The organism is Synechococcus sp. CC9311 (assembly GCF_000014585.1).
Taxonomy (GTDB): Bacteria; Cyanobacteriota; Cyanobacteriia; order PCC-6307; family Cyanobiaceae; genus Synechococcus_C.
Genome location: NC_008319.1, coordinates 1,491,718 through 1,508,265 on the forward strand (window position 1 = coordinate 1,491,718; position 16,548 = coordinate 1,508,265).

Genomic DNA, 16,548 nt, shown 5'->3' on the forward strand with positions numbered 1-16,548 from the left:
AAGAGGTAAATTGGTTCTTTGCACAAGTAGGGCCGGACGCTTCGCATGTCGCTCGATACAACTGAAAAGCAGCAACTCATCAACAGTCACCAAACCCATGCCACCGACACCGGATCGGCAGAGGTTCAGGTCGCCATGCTGAGCGAGCGCATCTCCAAGCTCAGCAGCCACCTACAGCAAAACATCCACGACTATTCATCCCGCCAGGGTCTGCTGAAGATGATTGGCCGTCGCAAGCGTCTGCTTGGTTACGTCCGAGGCAAAAGCGAGCAGCGCTACAGCGATCTCATTTCTAAGCTTGGAATCCGCGGCTAAGCAAGCTGCACAGGACTTCAGGAGCGCATGGCTGATCGACGCAACTCTCTGCCCTTCGAGCCGAGCCGATCAGCTGAAGGAACGAAATCAAAATCCAAACGATCTGCTTCTAAATCAGAAAGCAGTCAACCCATCCCTAAGGCGGTTGCTAACCGAATGGCGAGACGCGTAGCAATCGCCACTGGCATTCCTTCGATTATGGGGATGGGTGTTTTTGTAGGAAGTTATTTCCTGGTCTCAAGGCAAATTATGGATGTCCCTCCTGGGATCACCTTGCTTGGCTCAGGTGGTTTCTTTTTGCTGGGGCTTGGAGGTCTGAGTTATGGCGTTCTCTCTGCCAGTTGGGAACAGAATCCCGGATCCTTGCTTGGATTTGAGCACATCAAGCCCAATATCCAACGAATGCGCGAATCAATTCGTGCTCAAAAACAGAGTTAAATCAACGCTGTAATTTGTGATCCATACCCCCACTTAATTCAGTAGAGGTTCGCTGCACTTCACCTTAAAAGCCTTCTCTTGGAGATGAAGCGCTGCAGCGGATGCGTCGCGTACACAAAACTGAGGTCCAAGCCGCACATAGCGAACCGTATTGCCCTGTCGAACTGCGGCAACAACGGGAACGCGAACTCCCAACTGTTCCTGATCTGGACGGTAGGCCTGAAGACATTCACGCAATTTGTGTTGGACCGCCACATCGCTGGCCTGTTCTGGATCAAGTTCCACCATCAGTAGACGTAGATCGTCGATGGCCCGGCAGTCATCAACGATCAGTTGCACCCGCTCGTCGCGGCGATCCACAGCTGCCCAAACCAGCAAACGAGCCTCAGCCATTAGGTGATCAGCCAAACGTGCGTAGCTTTTGGGAAAGACCACCGCTTCACAGGATCCAGTGAGGTCTTCGAGGGTCAAGACCGCCATTCGATCTCCCTTGCGAGTGGTGACCTGGCGCATCTCACTCACCATTGCGATCGCGCTGACCTTGGCTTTATCGGCTTGTTCTTCAAGACTCCCTAGCCCAATGGGAGCCAAAAGCTTCGCCGGAGGAGTGAGCTGTTTTAACGGGTGATCAGAGAGATAGAAACCAACCAGATCCTTCTCCAGCCTAAGCTTTTCGGTGGGGTGGTAATCCTTCACCGGAGGAGCCTTTGGCGCCAAGCTGAGATCCGTTCCCGCATCCTCAGCACCATCACTGGAGGCTGCTGCCATCAGATCAAACAAATTGCCCTGCCCACTGGCCCGATCTTTGGCCCTCGACGTGGCCCAATCAAGAAGGAGATCTAAATCGGCCATCAGTTGAGCCCGATTCGCCTCGGGCTCAAGAGCATCCATCGCCCCGCAATGGATCAGCGACTCCATACTTCTGCGATTCAGCACCGCAGAAGGAAGACGATCACAGAGATCAGCGAGTGATTGGAACGCGCCTTCTGATTCTCTAGACCCGATCACGGCACGGATCGCTCCATCGCCGAGATTCCGAACAGCTGACAAACCAAACAGGATGCGATCACCCTTAGGAGTGAAGTCAATCCCTGATGCATTGATGTCGGGAGGCATCACTTCGATGCCCATCGCATTGCAATTGGAGATGTAACGCTGCACTTTATCGCTGGCTCCAGCATTCACTGTGAGCAAGGCAGCCATGTAAGCCACCGGGTAATGAGCTTTTAGATAGGCCGTTTGATAAGTAACAGCTCCGTAGGCCGTGGAGTGGCTTTTGTTAAAGCAATATTCAGCGAATAACACCATTTGGTCAAAGAGTTCATCAGCAACTTTTTTATCCACACCACGATCGGAAGCACCTTGCACAAAGATCCCACGATGTTTCTGCATTTCTGACACTTTTTTCTTGCCCATGGCGCGACGAAGCAAATCAGCTTCACCCAAGGAATACCCAGCCATGTCTTGAGCAATTTTCATAATTTGCTCTTGATAAACCATGATCCCGTAGGTCTCTTGAAGGATTGGTTCAATCGAGTGATGCGCAAAATCAATAGTCTCACGGCCATGCTTGCGATTGATAAATTTTGGAATCAAGCCTGCATCTAAAGGACCGGGTCGGTAAAGAGCCAAAATCGAGGAAATGTCCTCCAAGGATGAGGGCTTGAGATCACGAACGATTTGACGCATTCCCGTTGATTCCAGCTGGAAGATTCCCTCTAAGTCACCACGGGCAAGCAGGGCGTACGTTTCAGGATCTTCTAATGGAAGCTTGTCTGGATCGACCTTTTCTCCGATCGTGGCGGCGACCAACTCCAGAGTTTTATCAATCATCGTGAGATTTTTGAGACCCAAGAAATCCATCTTTAGAAGTCCCATCGACTCCACATCTTCCATGAAGTATTGAGTAATGACCTGCCCATCATTATTTCTTTGAAGTGGAACAAGTTCATCGAGAGGATCCGCTGCAATCACAACTCCTGCAGCGTGAACTCCATAGGTTTTGTTGGTCCCTTCAATACGCATCGCCATATCAACCCAGCGCTTCACCACTGGATCCTTTTTGTACTTCTCGCGAAATTCAGGATTGGGAGATTCCTCGCCGATCATCGCTGCCAACTTGGCAGGTTTACCGCGAACAACCGGAATCAATTTTGCTAATCGATCGGCATCTCCATAGGGGATATCAAGCACTCTTGCCACATCTTTCAGGACCGCCTTGGACGTCATGCGGTTAAACGTGATGATCTGAGCCACTTTGTCTTCGCCATAGCGACGGGTGACGTAATCAATCACTTCACCCCGGCGTTCGATACAGAAATCGGTATCAATATCAGGCATTGACTTACGTTCAGGATTCAGGAATCGCTCGAACAACAGGCCATTACTGACAGGATCAATATTGGTGATTCCTAGGGCGTAGGCCACCAGTGATCCAGCCGCTGAGCCTCTCCCCGGTCCAACAGGAATTCCCTGCTCTCGTGCAAAGCGGATGTAATCCCACACCACAAGGAAGTAGGTGGGGAATCCCATCTGTTCCATGATCTTTAACTCATGGGACAACCGATCTCCATAGTTCGGATCAATGGCCGTTTCGGAATCAATCTCCAAACGATTGCGTAAACCCTGCTCAGTTACTTCCCGCAAATAGCTCACAGGAGTATGTGGCTCTGGGATTGGAAAACGCGGCATCTGATACCGACCAAGGATGTCGTAATCCTCTACTTTGTCAGCAACTTGCACGGTATTACTGATCGCTTCCGCCACCACATCCGGCTCAAGATGGTCTACAAAGAGCCGTGACATCTCCTCTTCACTTTTAAGATATTCGGTTCCCGTATAACGCAACCTTTTAACATCGCTGATCAACTTGCCTGTCAAAACACAGAGCAAGGCATCATGTGCTTCAACATCGTTACGCGTGAGATAGTGAGCATCATTGGTTGCGATTAAAGGGATTCCTAGTTCTTTTGCAATCCGAACGATTTCTACATTGACAATGCGATCTTCAGGTGAGCCGTGATCCTGAATTTCTAAGTAAAAGTCATCGCCGAATGTTTGCTGATACCAAAGAGCCACATCACGTGCCACATCAGGACGATCACGCATGATCGCCTGAGGAATTTCACCGCCGAGACAAGCGGTGGCCACAATCAAACCTTCGCCATATTGCTTCAGCAACTGTTTATCAACACATGCACGGGAAAAAATTCCTCGTCCTCGCATTCCACGCAGGTGACTGATGCTGGTGAGCTTCACCAAGTTGCGATAGCCAGTGGCATTCTTGGCCAGAACCACGAGGTGATAGCGGCGCTCTTTTTTGGGTTGCGGGTCATCAATCGAACCATTGATGACATACATCTCATTGCCAATAATCGGCTTGATGCCTGCTCCTTTGCACAGCTTGAGAAGCTCTACGGCTCCATACATCACTCCGTGATCAGTGAGTGCCAGTGCCGGCATCCCTAACTCTTTGGCACGGCCAACCATCTGAGGGAGCTGTGAGGCTCCGTCTAAAAGGCTGTAATCGCTGTGGTTATGGAGGGGAACAAATGCCATACCCCCAGCCTAAGCGCATGCGCAAGATGTAGAGGTAACAATCCCTGCAAGCACCACATGCAGGGGTTAAGACTCTGTTCTGCTCCTTCAAACGGGAATAAAAGCGCCCTCGGGGCGACGGGACATCACATCCGCAGACTGCTCGTACTGATGGGCCACCTGAAGAAGCAAGGGTTCCTCGAGCACGTTGCCAATGAGTTGAACACCAATCGGCAGACCCTCGCTGTCAAACCCACAAGGCACGTTGATGGCTGGCAGACCGGCGAGATTGGCAGGAATGGTGAGTAGATCCGCCAGGTACATCGCCAGCGGATCGTCTGCATGGGCACCAGCGGCAAAGGCCGTTGACGGAGCGGTGGGGGTTAACAGCACATCCACGGAGGCAAAGGCCGTCTCGAAGTCACGACGGATCAAGGTGCGAACCTGCTGAGCCTTGCGGTAATAAGCATCCACATATCCGGCAGAGAGGGCATAGGTGCCAATCAAAATTCGCCGTTGCACTTCACTACCAAAGCCTTCGGTTCGGCTTCGAGCAGTCATCGAGGCAAGGCTGGAGGCATCTTCAGCTCGAAAGCCATATTTAACGCCGTCGTAGCGAGCCAAATTGGCTGATGCTTCGGAAGGGGCAATGACGTAGTAAGTGGCAATCCCGTCGTTAAAGCGAGGGCAGCTCACATCAACGAGCTCAGCCCCTAAGGACTGCAATAACTCAGCAGCGGCAAGCACCGATGCTTTGACCTGAGGATCGATTCCTTCCTGGTCAAAGCATTCGCGCACCACTCCGATGCGAAGACCGCTCACTGAGCGCCCAAGAACCTCGCGGTAATTGGGAACAGGGGCCTTGAGGCAGGTTGAATCTCGTGGATCTTCCCCAGCGATCGCTTGCAGAAGTTCGGCTGCATCGGACACGGACGTGGCAAAGGGACCCACTTGGTCAAGCGAGCTTGCAAAGGCAACCAGCCCATAGCGACTGACGCGGCCATAGGTGGGTTTCAGACCAACCACGCCACAAAAAGATGCTGGTTGTCGGATGGATCCACCTGTATCGGATCCCAGGGAGGCCATGCATTCGCCTGCCGCAACGGCAGCTGCACTTCCGCCAGAACTGCCCCCAGGCACATATCCCGTATTCCATGGGTTGGCTGTTGGTCCAAATGCTGAGGTTTCGGTTGAGCCGCCCATGGCGAACTCATCCAAATTGGTCTTGCCGATCAGAACCGCTCCTGAACGCCAGAGGCGATCAGTGACGGTGGATTCATAGGGCGGAACGAAAGACTCCAACATTCGGCTGGAGCTAGTTGTGCGAATGCCTTTCGTGCACAGATTGTCCTTGATAGCAATCGGCACACCAGCTAAGGGGGGAAGATCCTCCCCTGCAGCACGGGCCTCATCCAATCGATCAGCATCGGCGCGAGCACGATCTGCCGTGACCTCTAAAAAGGCGTGAACGCTTGAATCAACTGCCTTGATTCGGGCCAGATGATGATCAGTCAGCTCCCTGGCGGAGACTTCACCGCTTTCAAGTTGCTGACGCCACTCGGCAATCGCCATCTGAAGGATTTAGGTTCCAACATCGACGCTATCAGCCTCAGGATCACCCCTGAGCGTTGATGGTTAGAGGTTCGGAACGACGGCAGCGGAGAACTGAATGATCGATTGAAGAAGGAGCTTCTGAAGAAAGGTCTTCGAGAAATGCCGGCAAGACTTGTTCAAGACCGTTCTTGGTCACAAAAGGACCAAACCAATACGTGACATCAGGCTCATGGGTCTGGACGCGTGCCCACCATGCAAAGCCAAGACCGTTGGCGAGACTGCGCAGGGGCCTGATCAAGGGGCTCATGGAAGAGCGGTCAAGGTCAATATATTTTGCCTTGCTTCATGACATTTGGTCGAAATTAGAGATCAATACTCACTGCAAAAGCATCAGGTCCTGACATTTCAGTCTCTCGCTGTAAATCAAGACTGACTAGTGAAGCCTCCGAGGCCTGCTCAGTGACCTGCTCAGAAGCCACTCCAGATGGCTGTTCTGGGGGTTGATCTAGAAGCTGATCTGAAGGTTGAGCAGAAGATTGAGCAGCGATGGAGGAATCGCCGGGTTCTGAAACAACGGGGGGTGTTTCGACAGCGGGTCCAGCCAATTGCGGCCTTGTGATTCGTGGCGATGGGTTCTGTCCCTTGAGACCCTTCATCCAACCGCGACGTGCCACCTCGTACAGACAGAGGGCAGTGGCCACCGATGCATTCAAGCTTGGGGTGACACCTCGTAAGGGAATGCGGATCAACTGATCGCAATGACGACGCGTCAACATCGACAATCCTTGCCCTTCAGAGCCGGTCACAATCACCAGGGGACCATCCAGATCCACTTCTTCGAGAGTGAGATCTCCTTCCTCAGCCAATCCGATCACCCGATAACCAGACGATTTCAAGGTTTCAAGAGAACGGTTGAGATTGACAACCCGCGCAACGGGTAAGTGCTCAAGTGCGCCGGCAGCCACCTTGGCAACAGAGCCCGTTAACCCAGCACTTCTTCGCTGAGGGAGCACAACACCATGAGCGCCTAGCGCTTCAGCTGAGCGCACAATGGCACCCAAATTATGGGGATCGGTCAAACCGTCGAGGGCTAACAACAGCGGTGCCTCGTCCAAGGCGCTGCATCCCTTCACCAAATCCTCAAGATCGAAGGTTTCAGCAGCGGCAGTTTGCAAGACAATGCCCTGGTGCACAGCGCCACCGGTCAGCTGGCCAAGCCTTGCCCAGGTGACCTCCTCAACCAAGACTCCAGACGATTTGGCATCTTTGAGCAGCTGAAGGAATTTCGAAGCACTGCGCAACTCAGAGGTGCACCAAATGCGATGAATAGGCCTGCCTGCCTCTAAAGCCGCCTGAGTGGCATGGCGCCCCCAGAGCAAGTCATCGGCCACAGCCTCCGCGGCATGTGGACTCGACTCACCACGAGGTTTATCGTCCAAACGTGGCGAAGAAAGCCTTTTGCCGCCGCTGCCGCCCTGACCACGACGTTCTGCAAAACGTGCTCGACGCTCTCCATAGGAGCGATCTGACGACCGGCGATCAAAAGATGGCCGGCGATCCGTTGTGCCCGAATCTTTAAAACGTCGTTCAGAAAAACGCTGATCTGAGAACGAACCTTCAGGGGGGCGACTTTCGGTAAACCGGTCTGAGGAGCTATCGAGGGAGGGGCGACGGTCGAAGGAAGACCGACGGTCAATCGAGCCAGAATCTCTTGAGCGACGTTCTGGGAAACGGTTCCCTGAAGGACGGCCCTCAGGGGAGCGACGATCAAAGGAGGGCCGGCGATCATTGGAACCCGAGTCGCCATATCGACGCTCTGAAAAACGCCGATCAGAAGGCTGTCGGTCCGAAAACGGTCGGTCCGAGGGTCTTCGGTCGGAAGAGCGGCGATCAAAAGCAGGCCGACGGTCGGTTCCATAAGGTTCACCAGAACGCCGTTCTGAAAAGCGTCGATCCGAAGGACGCCGGTCACTGGAGCGACGGTCGCTGTTCCCCTTTTCAGAACGACCTCCCCAGCTGTCGTTCCGATCGCGACGCATGGGTGGTGATTCATCACGAAACGGACGTCGACCACGTGAACCTGAGCCGCTGCCAGAGGCGGAAGGGGGGCGGCGATCGAATCGTGAGCTCATTGCAGGGGTGGTTATGACAGGACGGTGTCGGTCTCCTCGAGTCGATCCAAGAGCTGCGCAAGCCGCGCCGGATTCTGCAAAAAGAGCCAGCCAATCATTGTCTCAAATCCCGTTGCCCTTCCATAGATGCCGGCATCAGCTCGCTTGGGTCCTCGCCCAGCCCTATTGCGACCACGCCTCACATAATCGCGTTCCTGATCATTTAAAAACGGCTCAAGTTTCTCAAGTGCAGCCGCTTGGGCGTCAGCCCTAACGAGAGATACAACAGCTTGGTGTAGATCCTGAGAACGTCCCGGAGTTTTACAAAATCTCAGTCGTTGATGCAGTTCCCAAACAGCATCTCCAAGCCAAGCGAGTTGCAACGATCCAAGATCACGCTCAGGCTCTTGAGGCAACTGAGAACGAATCCAGTCACTCAACTTGCAAATTGGCTAACAGCTTTATGAAGATCTTCGGAAAGGTGGAGAAACTCTTCAAGTCTCACCAATTTGACGGTTTGAACAACTCGGGCGTTGCCAACGACCGCAAAGCGTCGCTTGGAGTCTTTGCATTGTTTGGCAAATTGAACAAGAACACCTAAGCCAGAAGAATCTAGAAAATCGACCTTGATGAGGTCGATCACGGCCGGTGACTTATTCGTTTTCAAAACATCAGTCACGTAGGTCATGAACTGACTCTCGGAATAGGCATCAAGCTGACCGGTGAAATGAAACACCACGCAGCCACCCTTCTGCTCGAAGCCACCCCGAAGCGAAACGGTTAATCGCTGCAGTTCAGTAATGGGACTAATCCCCCGAAATTCTGTTGCGATAAATACTAGTGAGCTTGGCTCCTTCTCACCACGATCTGATCACGATTCAACGGCGATCAGCCATCAAGCGAGCAAATCGGGCGAAATGATGGTCGGCATCATGGGGGCCTGGGCTTGCTTCAGGGTGATATTGAACGCCAAACACCGGTTGAGTTCGATGGGCCAATGCCGCCACGGTGCGGTCGTTCAAGTTGAAGTGAGTGATTTCTACGGTCTCTGAAGGCAATGAAGCTGCGTCAAGAGCAAAACCATGGTTTTGACTTGTGATTTCCACCTGACCTGTGCTGCCACATGGGTGGTTGAGGCCCCGATGGCCATACGCCAACTTGAACGTTGTGCCCCCGAGGGCCAATCCCAGAATTTGATGCCCCAGACAGATCCCAAACATCGGCAGCTGCCTGTGTTCCAGCAAGCTGCTGGCCAGTGTGATGCCTGATTGCACAGCCGCTGGATCGCCAGGTCCGTTGGACAGAAAAACACCTTCTGGTTCGTGGGAAAGCACGGTGTTGATATCGGTGTTGGCGGGCAAAACCGTTAGGTCACAGCCATGGCTCACCAGACGTTCAAGGATGGCTCGCTTAATTCCGAAATCAATGGCTACAACTCGATAAGGGCGTGCAGGACTCGTCTGAAACCGTTGGTCAAACGTGACATTGCAAGGCTTGGTCCAGCTGTATGCAGTGGAAGTCGTCACCTGATCAGCCAGGTTGAGCCCCTCCATCGAAGGGGCTTGCTTCAATTCCTCTAAAAGCTCAAGCGCCGGGCGACCATCGCTGCTGATCACACCGTTCATGGGGCCCAACTCGCGCAGATGCCTCACCAGAGCGCGGGTATCGACACCGTGAATTCCGATCACACCGTTTTGCTCCATCCATTCAGGAAGAGATTGTTGGCTGCGCCAGTTGCTCGCTTGTGGGGCCAACTGCCTCACGATCAATCCACGGGCATGAGGCTGATCCGCCTCTTGATCATCTGGGTTAACACCCGTATTGCCTATTTCCGGATACGTAAAGGTAATGAGCTGGCCTGAGTAACTGGGATCCGTCAAAACCTCTTGGTATCCCGTCATCCCGGTGTTGAACACCACCTCGCCAATCACGCTGCCGCGCTGACCGCAGGCAAAACCTTCGAGAACTGTGCCGTCCTGCAGAACCAGACGCGCTGTGAATGGGTTAGGAGCGGTCATTAGCGGAAGCAAGTGTCGGCCATGGCCTCTTCATTCTTCCTTGCGACCTTCCAAGGCATCACGTAGAGACACAAGTCGATGCCACGGCTGACCTTCCTCCAGGCTTGTTAAAGCCTGTTTGACTCCCTCAGATAGGTCAGACTGAACACCTGCAGCCCAAAGGACCAGCGCGGTATTCAAGGCAACCGCATCACGGTGCGCATCGGGAGCTTCACCCTTCAAGACCGCCTCAAGAATCTGCTGATTGGTCACCAAATCCCCACCTCTTAAGGCCTCTAAGGGCGCAAGTGTCAAGCCAAAATCAGAGGCACTGAGTTGATCGGAACGAACGTTTCCGTTTTCAAGTATGCGCACTTCATTGGGTCCCTCCAGCGAGGCTTCATCCAGCCCTCCTGCGCCATGCACCACAACGGCGCGAGTGAGCCCAAGTTGTTGCAATGCCTCCGCCATCGGGTCCAACAGTTCAGCTTTTGCAACACCGAGAACTTGAGCTTCTGGTGTGAGTGGATTCACAAGAGGGCCGAGCAGGTTAAAAACCGTTCTCACCCCCAAACTGCGGCGAAGCGGCGCGAGGTTGACCAGTGCTGGATGCCATGCAGGAGCAAAGAGGAACGTCACTCCCGAAGCAGGCAAGGCACCCAGCACTGATTCCAAAGGAGCCTTGAGATGCAGTCCCAAACCCTCTAGAACATCAGCGGATCCAACCTTTCCACTGGCGCTGCGGTTGCCATGTTTAGCGACATGAGCCCCACAGGCCGCCGCTGTGAAAGCTACAGCTGTCGAGATGTTGAAGGTATCGGCTCCATCTCCACCAGTGCCACAGGTATCGACCAGCCCGAGATTGGGTTTCGCGTCTGGGAGCGCACAGGCCTTGCGCAAAACCTCGGCCATCGCAGCGAGTTCTGAGCCTTGAACATCGCGTGCACGGAACGCCGCAAGGAAGGCACCGGTTTGAACTGGCGTGAGCTCTTCCGCCAGCCACGCCTCCATGAGCGCAGCAGCGTTCTCCTTGGACAAGACGTTTCCAACCAACAACTGCTCAAGAAGTTGGGGCCAGGACTCTGATGCAGTGACCATGAGAGAAACGCGATGGAAGTAGCTGGTCAGAAAAAAGCCCGGTGTGCAGATGCACGCCGGGCCGGGTGATGGGGACTTCTCCACTATCACCCACAAACGAGTCAATGACCAGATCGATCAGTAACCAGCTATGACTCGCCGAGGAACAGGTTGAGAACCAACTTCTAACCAAGCCGAATGCCTAGGTTGATGGCTGTTCTGCACCAGGCATGGCCGCCTTCCGCCTCGATTTAATCGGTCGCTATCTGCGCCCGCACCGTCGCACGGTTGTAGTGGGAGCCCTGACGCTGGTTGTGGTGAATATTCTCAGCGTCACGATCCCGCTTGAAGTAAGGCGAGTGATTGATGACTTACAAGACGGGTTCGCAATCTCCGACGTGCTGCGTCAAGCCGGCTTCATCGTGCTGCTGGCCACGAGTATGGGGGTGGCAAGGCTGATTTCACGCCAATTGGTGTTTGGGGTTGGGCGGCAAGTCGAGGTGGAATTACGCCAAAAATTATTTGATCAAATGCTGCTGCAAGAGCCCGGCTGGGTGCAGCAAACAGGAAGTGGAGAAATTATTAGCCGTGCCACGAGCGATGTTGAAAACGTCAGAAGACTTCTTGGCTTTGCTGTCCTCAGCCTGACCAACACCGTCTTGGCTTACGCCTTCACGCTCCCAGCGATGTTGGCAATTGATCCAGGACTGACCGTTGCCGCAATCGCGTTGTATCCAGTCATGCTTGGATCGGTGCGCTTGTTTGGCGGCCGGATGATGCGCCAACAGCGACGCCAACAAGAAGACCTAGCTGGTCTAAGTGAGCTCATCCAAGAAGATCTCTCTGGCATCGCAGCGATCAAGATTTACGGACAAGAGGCTCCGGAACTAGACGCCTTTGGCGCCCGAAACAAAAGCTATAGAGATTCAGCCATTCGATTGGCTCGAACCCGCAGCACCCTGTTCCCATTACTGGAAGGCATTTCCTCCATCTCTTTGCTGCTCCTGATTGCACTCGGCAGTGGGCAGTTGGAACGCGGAACGCTCACCATCGGCGGTTTGGTTGCGCTCATCCTTTACGTGGAAAGACTGGTCTTTCCAACGGCGTTGTTGGGCTTCACGCTCAACACTTTTCAGACGGGCCAGGTGAGCCTGGAGCGGGTTGAGGAATTGCTCTCTCGCCGTCCTCGGATTCAAGATCCCCTCGAACCTGTTGTGGTTCAAAAAGCGATGCAGGGCGAACTGATCGCAAAAAATTTGCATATTCGATACGACGGAAGTGATCAAGACACCTTGAGAGGCCTTTCGTTCCGCATTGCGCCTGGAGAATTGGTGGCTGTTGTTGGTCCTGTTGGTTGCGGAAAAACCACCCTTGCACGTGCCCTTGGTCGCATGGTGGAAGTCCCTGAAGGACAGCTGTTTCTCGATGGCTCCGATCTCACACAATTTCGACTCCAAGACCTCAGAGAACAGATCGCTCTAGTGCCACAGGAGGGCTATCTGTTCACGAGCAGCCTTGCCGACAACCTGCGCTATGGAGATCCTGAAGCAGGCATGGATCGCGTCGAAGCAGCAGCTGATCAGGCCCGATTACTCGCCGATGTGAAAGGCTTTCCCGATGGTTTTGACACCTTGGTTGGAGAGAGAGGGATCACGCTCAGCGGAGGTCAACGGCAACGGACGGCTCTTGGCAGAGCTTTATTGATGACATCACCGTTGTTGGTTTTAGACGACGCTCTAGCCAGCGTTGACAACAACACCGCCGCAGAAATTCTCGCGTCCGTCCGTCGGCAAACGCAACGCACGATTGTGATGATCAGTCACCAATTGTCGGCTGCAGCTGCTTGCGATCGGATTCTTGTTCTGGAACAGGGACGCCTCGTCCAACAAGGCCACCACAACGAACTCATCAGCATCAAAGGTCCTTACCGCAGCCTTTGGGAGCGGGAGCAGGCAGCAGAACGCTTGGATGCCGTTGCTTGAAACATGAAACGCTTATCCATAAAGCCACGACAAATGTTGCGTTCGGGGCTTAGCTGGATCAAAAGGTTTTAACGATGTCTTCCAGCACTCCCTTCGCGGTGCGCTGCACCCTCACCTTCGGCGACGTCTACGGCCAAATCTTGGCCTGGATGGCAGTGATATTTGTGAGTTTGGCCTCCGGCCTGGCGCTCATGGGGTCTTCTAAGCCACTTTTTGCGCTTGTAGGTGTGGGTCTGATTCTTGTGTTGAGCTTGCCCTTTCTTTTATTCGCCTTTGTCACGACCCTCCTGAATCACATTCAGCTGGAACCCAAATCAGTTGCCTAGGGTTTTGGCATTGGCTTACCCGCAATGCTGCCTTCCTGGCTTACTGGACAAACAACACAATCACAGCCGTCCAGCGATCAAGGGCGGCATGTGGTGCTCGGCACTGCACTGAATGCGCCACTCATGGACGATCAGGAAGAGGCCCTATTTGGTTGCGGCTGTTTCTGGGGAGCTGAGAAAGGCTTTTGGAGACTTCCTGGTGTGGTTTCAACAGCTGTTGGTTATGCAGGCGGAAAAGTAGAAAATCCAAGCTACGAACAGGTCTGTAGCGGACGCACAGGCCACTCGGAAGTCGTTCGAGTGGTTTGGAGCACAACGGCCATTGATTTCAGCGATCTCTTGAAGTTGTTTTGGGAATGCCACAACCCAACGCAAGGCGATCAACAAGGAAACGACCGTGGCAGCCAGTATCGATCAGCGATTTACACCAGCACAGAGCACCAAGCAGAGCTGGCACTCGCAAGCCGTGATTGGTATCAGTCTGCGTTGAGCAAGCAAAACACTGCTGCAATCACAACGGAGATCGCAGCCAACCAAGTCTTTTTTAGGGCCGAGGAGTACCACCAGCAATACTTAGCGCGACCAGGCAGCAGACCATATTGCTCAGCCATGCCAAGCGGTGTCTTACTAGGAGACTTCGCAGGTGCAAACTACAAGCTTCCCAGTTCTGTTTGGAGCCACTACGACTGGTCCATCAATCACTGTGTTTTACGCGGTGACAACAGCCCCATTTCTCTGAAGGCTTAAACCCATGAACAACGCTTTACCAGACAGGGTTGTCATGGCGGCAATTGCGCTCACACTTGTTGTGGTGTTCGTTTTGATCTTCAGCCTGAGGCCCAATGACAACAACGCAGAGCCATTTCTCTGGAAAGAGCAATCCACCCCAAGCGGGAGCTCCTTGGCGATTTGATCACAAACAGAGATTTGAATGTGAAAATCAGCTTATTTAGATCAACTAAGGCACCTAAAAAAGGTTCGTGAAGCCCTCACCTGACTCATGCCAGCGCCGTCGGCTACACCCATTACCTAAAGGGTTGGTGGAGCTCTATGGCTTGATTGCCGTTTTGGTTGTGCTCATTCCTGAGTGGCTTGCGGATGGAACGCTTGCGTTAAATGAGCGCCCTAGCCGCTCTGCAATGCCAATGACCAGCAGAGCTTGGCGAACCCTGCCTGAGCTCCAGTTGGCTTCAATGACGCTCTGTGAGTTGCGTCTCCTTGCAAGGGATTTGCGCCTCTGGGGTTACAGCAGCGACCCCCGCGACAAATTGACAAACCGCCTGCTGAAACGCTCCACACGGTTGAACAAAGCGGGGAATGCGCTGTGATAGCTTCCTTCTGACGGGGCGTAGCGCAGCTTGGTAGCGCACCACTTTGGGGTAGTGGGGGTCGTGGGTTCAAATCCCGCCGCTCCGATTTCAAAAAGCTCAAATCCCTTTCACCAAGCCGGTTCTTAGAACCGGCTTTTTCATGACCTGCACTATCACTCCAATAGTCTTAAATCTGGCCAATAAATTGCATACCGCTTTGGGATGAAAGCCCCCCAAAAACAAACAAAATTAAAGATAATTTGTGATCTGGGACAGTAGCAACGATTCAGTCAGAACATTGGTACAACTGAGCAGTGACGCACCAAGCATGAATTGCTGCGTCTTCACTCCCAAGTTGCTGTGCAGCGATAGGACGTTTCACCACCCATGCCGATCTCAATGGATATACATGAGGTACCTGTCACTTTTTTACCTTCTGGAACTTTAGATAAAGCCCTGTTTGTCGCGACTTCTTCATCCATCGCTTCTTGAGTTGCTGATCCAGCAACAGCAACCCCGCAGGTAACCAGCAGGATGAAAGCAGATGCAAGCGAAAGAATGGCTTTCATAGACAAGCGATAAAGAAGATGAACTCCTCTATAGCAACACATTCAGGATTTGCCAAAAAGAAAGCTTAAGCAAAAGCTTGAAATGGTATTTTCAAAATAAGATCATGATCATTATTCAAAAAAGCAGCATTGGCGATCACATCTGCACTTATTATTTTCAGACGAATGCGAATAAACACAAATTAAATAATTGATCGCCTATGTCTATTTAGTTTCAAATAACTCGCCAGCCATCGCCTGATAAATCTTCAAGGATGCTCCTGGACGTCGCTTGCGGTTTGGCAAGCCCTGTCCGGGCAGAAGCCTTTCTGGAGCAAAATTAACCGGAGGAGCATCCTCAACAAATTTTTGCGATTCCGCGAGCTCTTGCGCAATTGATTCCGCTGTCGTAAGCGCCCGCTTCATCTCCCCGGAAGAAGGATCTAGCTCTTTCTGACTCTCTTCAGATTCGCTTGGAGAAACTGGCGCTGAAGCAGAAGCTGAGATTGATTCCGATGCACGAGCCAAAGGGCGGAGAAGCACAAACCCAAGCATCAACACCAGCAAAGAGATCACTGTGCTGGGTAGACCCAGCGATCGGCCCAGGAAATTCCAAACAATCCCTGATCCAGCCAGACCGAACACGCCAATTGCCGCAAACAGCGGACCTATCAGTTTAAGAAGTTGCTTTTTCATAAGGCCATTTTGACGAGTTTCGACCCTTCACCGTGTCTTAGATCAACGTCTACCACAAAACACTAGGCAGTGCTTTCAAACAACACACACGAAAGCAGCAACCAGAGCAGTATCAAGCCTGAAACGCAAAGATCATCAATGACTGCAGGAATGGTTGCTTCAGCTGTCACTGAACCAGATCACACTCCATTCAAAACATCCACAATGGTCGTCGTGGGTACATATCCTTGAAGATCCAGACAGCAATCAGGTTCGTAAAACATCATTGTCTTCATTCATTCATTTGATACTGATCTCCTTTTCTTTTGAATAAAAAGAGCTGAGCCTGTCTTCGTAGTCTAAATCATCTGGCATTAATACATTCATGGATTTACAAATCGGCAGACTAAACAGACTCGATCAGATTTCATTCGCCCACCCATGGATTCCAAAGCGTGACTTAATATTAATCCTGCACCATACATTCCATAGATTTGCAGACAAATACTCTGGCCAAAAACTACAGATGCATCTTGATCGCTGGACCGATATGGCATGCAGCATTTCCGAACACGAAATGAAAGACTTCATGTCACGAGTGAAGGAATTTGCAGTATTTGAAGATTAGTACTATTTGCGTGCACAGAATCCAACAACAAACAAGAAAATAAATACCTA

General features: G+C 52.5%; 18 protein-coding genes and 1 tRNA gene. 9 read left to right on the forward strand and 10 right to left on the reverse strand.

Going from position 1 to position 16,548, the window contains the following annotated elements:
* Positions 1-45 precede the first annotated feature (45 nt).
* Positions 46-315 (forward strand): 30S ribosomal protein S15, encoded by a 270-nt coding sequence (rpsO, locus tag SYNC_RS07565; RefSeq protein WP_006852884.1) that lies wholly within the window; start codon positions 46-48, stop codon positions 313-315.
* 27 nt (positions 316-342) lie between these two features.
* A complete protein-coding gene (locus tag SYNC_RS07570; RefSeq protein ID WP_011619549.1) occupies positions 343-753 on the forward strand; it encodes a PAM68 family protein in 411 nt (136 codons plus the stop codon).
* A 33-nt stretch (positions 754-786) separates the two neighbouring features.
* On the opposite strand, the gene SYNC_RS07575 is transcribed toward SYNC_RS07570, so the two are convergent.
* The 8 genes from SYNC_RS07575 to trpD all read right to left on the reverse strand — a co-directional run bounded on the left by SYNC_RS07575 (position 787) and on the right by trpD (position 11,050).
* The gene (locus SYNC_RS07575; protein ID WP_011619550.1) at positions 787-4,311 is read right to left on the reverse strand and encodes a DNA polymerase III subunit alpha; all 3,525 of its coding nucleotides are present in this window, start codon (positions 4,309-4,311) and stop codon (positions 787-789) included.
* 87 nt (positions 4,312-4,398) lie between these two features.
* Positions 4,399-5,862 carry an Asp-tRNA(Asn)/Glu-tRNA(Gln) amidotransferase subunit GatA gene (gatA, locus tag SYNC_RS07580; protein WP_011619551.1) on the reverse strand — a complete coding sequence of 488 codons (1,464 nt, stop codon included), beginning with the start codon at positions 5,860-5,862 and terminating at the stop codon, positions 4,399-4,401.
* 43 nt (positions 5,863-5,905) lie between these two features.
* Positions 5,906-6,151 carry a DUF1816 domain-containing protein gene (locus SYNC_RS07585; RefSeq protein WP_011619552.1) on the reverse strand — a complete coding sequence of 82 codons (246 nt, stop codon included), beginning with the start codon at positions 6,149-6,151 and terminating at the stop codon, positions 5,906-5,908.
* Positions 6,152-6,206: 55 nt separating this feature from the next.
* Positions 6,207-7,976, reverse strand: coding sequence for a 23S rRNA (guanosine(2251)-2'-O)-methyltransferase RlmB (rlmB, locus tag SYNC_RS07590; protein WP_011619553.1), 1,770 nt, complete (start codon positions 7,974-7,976; stop codon positions 6,207-6,209).
* An 11-nt stretch (positions 7,977-7,987) separates the two neighbouring features.
* Positions 7,988-8,395: a Mini-ribonuclease 3 gene (locus SYNC_RS07595; RefSeq protein ID WP_011619554.1), complete on the reverse strand. Its 408-nt coding sequence runs from the start codon at positions 8,393-8,395 to the stop codon at positions 7,988-7,990.
* The gene (locus SYNC_RS07600) at positions 8,392-8,748 is read right to left on the reverse strand and encodes an STAS domain-containing protein (RefSeq protein ID WP_071813689.1); all 357 of its coding nucleotides are present in this window, start codon (positions 8,746-8,748) and stop codon (positions 8,392-8,394) included. The genes SYNC_RS07595 and SYNC_RS07600 overlap by 4 nt, the downstream gene beginning before the upstream one ends.
* A gap of 85 nt (positions 8,749-8,833) precedes the next feature.
* Positions 8,834-9,973 carry a glutamine-hydrolyzing carbamoyl-phosphate synthase small subunit gene (carA, locus tag SYNC_RS07605; protein WP_011619556.1) on the reverse strand — a complete coding sequence of 380 codons (1,140 nt, stop codon included), beginning with the start codon at positions 9,971-9,973 and terminating at the stop codon, positions 8,834-8,836.
* Between the two features lie 30 nt (positions 9,974-10,003).
* A complete protein-coding gene (trpD, locus tag SYNC_RS07610) occupies positions 10,004-11,050 on the reverse strand; it encodes an anthranilate phosphoribosyltransferase (RefSeq protein WP_011619557.1) in 1,047 nt (348 codons plus the stop codon).
* Between the two features lie 209 nt (positions 11,051-11,259).
* On the opposite strand from trpD, the gene SYNC_RS07615 reads away from it, so the two are divergent.
* The 6 genes from SYNC_RS07615 to SYNC_RS07635 all read left to right on the forward strand — a co-directional run bounded on the left by SYNC_RS07615 (position 11,260) and on the right by SYNC_RS07635 (position 14,753).
* A complete protein-coding gene (locus SYNC_RS07615) occupies positions 11,260-13,011 on the forward strand; it encodes an ABC transporter ATP-binding protein (RefSeq protein WP_011619558.1) in 1,752 nt (583 codons plus the stop codon).
* Positions 13,012-13,085: 74 nt separating this feature from the next.
* Positions 13,086-13,337, forward strand: coding sequence for a hypothetical protein (locus SYNC_RS07620; RefSeq protein ID WP_011619559.1), 252 nt, complete (start codon positions 13,086-13,088; stop codon positions 13,335-13,337).
* Positions 13,338-13,361: 24 nt separating this feature from the next.
* On the forward strand, positions 13,362-14,084 hold the full coding sequence (gene msrA, locus SYNC_RS07625) for a peptide-methionine (S)-S-oxide reductase MsrA (protein ID WP_011619560.1): 723 nt from the start codon (positions 13,362-13,364) through the stop codon (positions 14,082-14,084).
* 4 nt (positions 14,085-14,088) lie between these two features.
* Positions 14,089-14,250 (forward strand): hypothetical protein, encoded by a 162-nt coding sequence (locus SYNC_RS14700; protein WP_011619561.1) that lies wholly within the window; start codon positions 14,089-14,091, stop codon positions 14,248-14,250.
* A gap of 67 nt (positions 14,251-14,317) precedes the next feature.
* Entirely contained in the window at positions 14,318-14,665 is a 348-nt protein-coding gene (locus SYNC_RS07630) for a hypothetical protein (RefSeq protein WP_011619562.1), read from the forward strand.
* Between the two features lie 14 nt (positions 14,666-14,679).
* A tRNA-Pro gene (locus SYNC_RS07635) sits at positions 14,680-14,753 on the forward strand.
* Between the two features lie 238 nt (positions 14,754-14,991).
* Here SYNC_RS07635 and SYNC_RS07640 read toward each other — a convergent pair.
* Together SYNC_RS07640 and SYNC_RS07645 are read right to left on the reverse strand one after the other, a co-directional pair.
* Positions 14,992-15,216: a hypothetical protein gene (locus tag SYNC_RS07640; RefSeq protein ID WP_011619563.1), complete on the reverse strand. Its 225-nt coding sequence runs from the start codon at positions 15,214-15,216 to the stop codon at positions 14,992-14,994.
* A 204-nt stretch (positions 15,217-15,420) separates the two neighbouring features.
* Positions 15,421-15,891, reverse strand: coding sequence for a hypothetical protein (locus SYNC_RS07645; protein WP_011619565.1), 471 nt, complete (start codon positions 15,889-15,891; stop codon positions 15,421-15,423).
* Positions 15,892-16,255: 364 nt separating this feature from the next.
* Here SYNC_RS07645 and SYNC_RS15030 point away from each other — a divergent pair, with 364 nt between their 5' ends.
* Entirely contained in the window at positions 16,256-16,498 is a 243-nt protein-coding gene (locus tag SYNC_RS15030) for a hypothetical protein (RefSeq protein WP_041426575.1), read from the forward strand.
* Positions 16,499-16,548 lie beyond the last annotated feature (50 nt).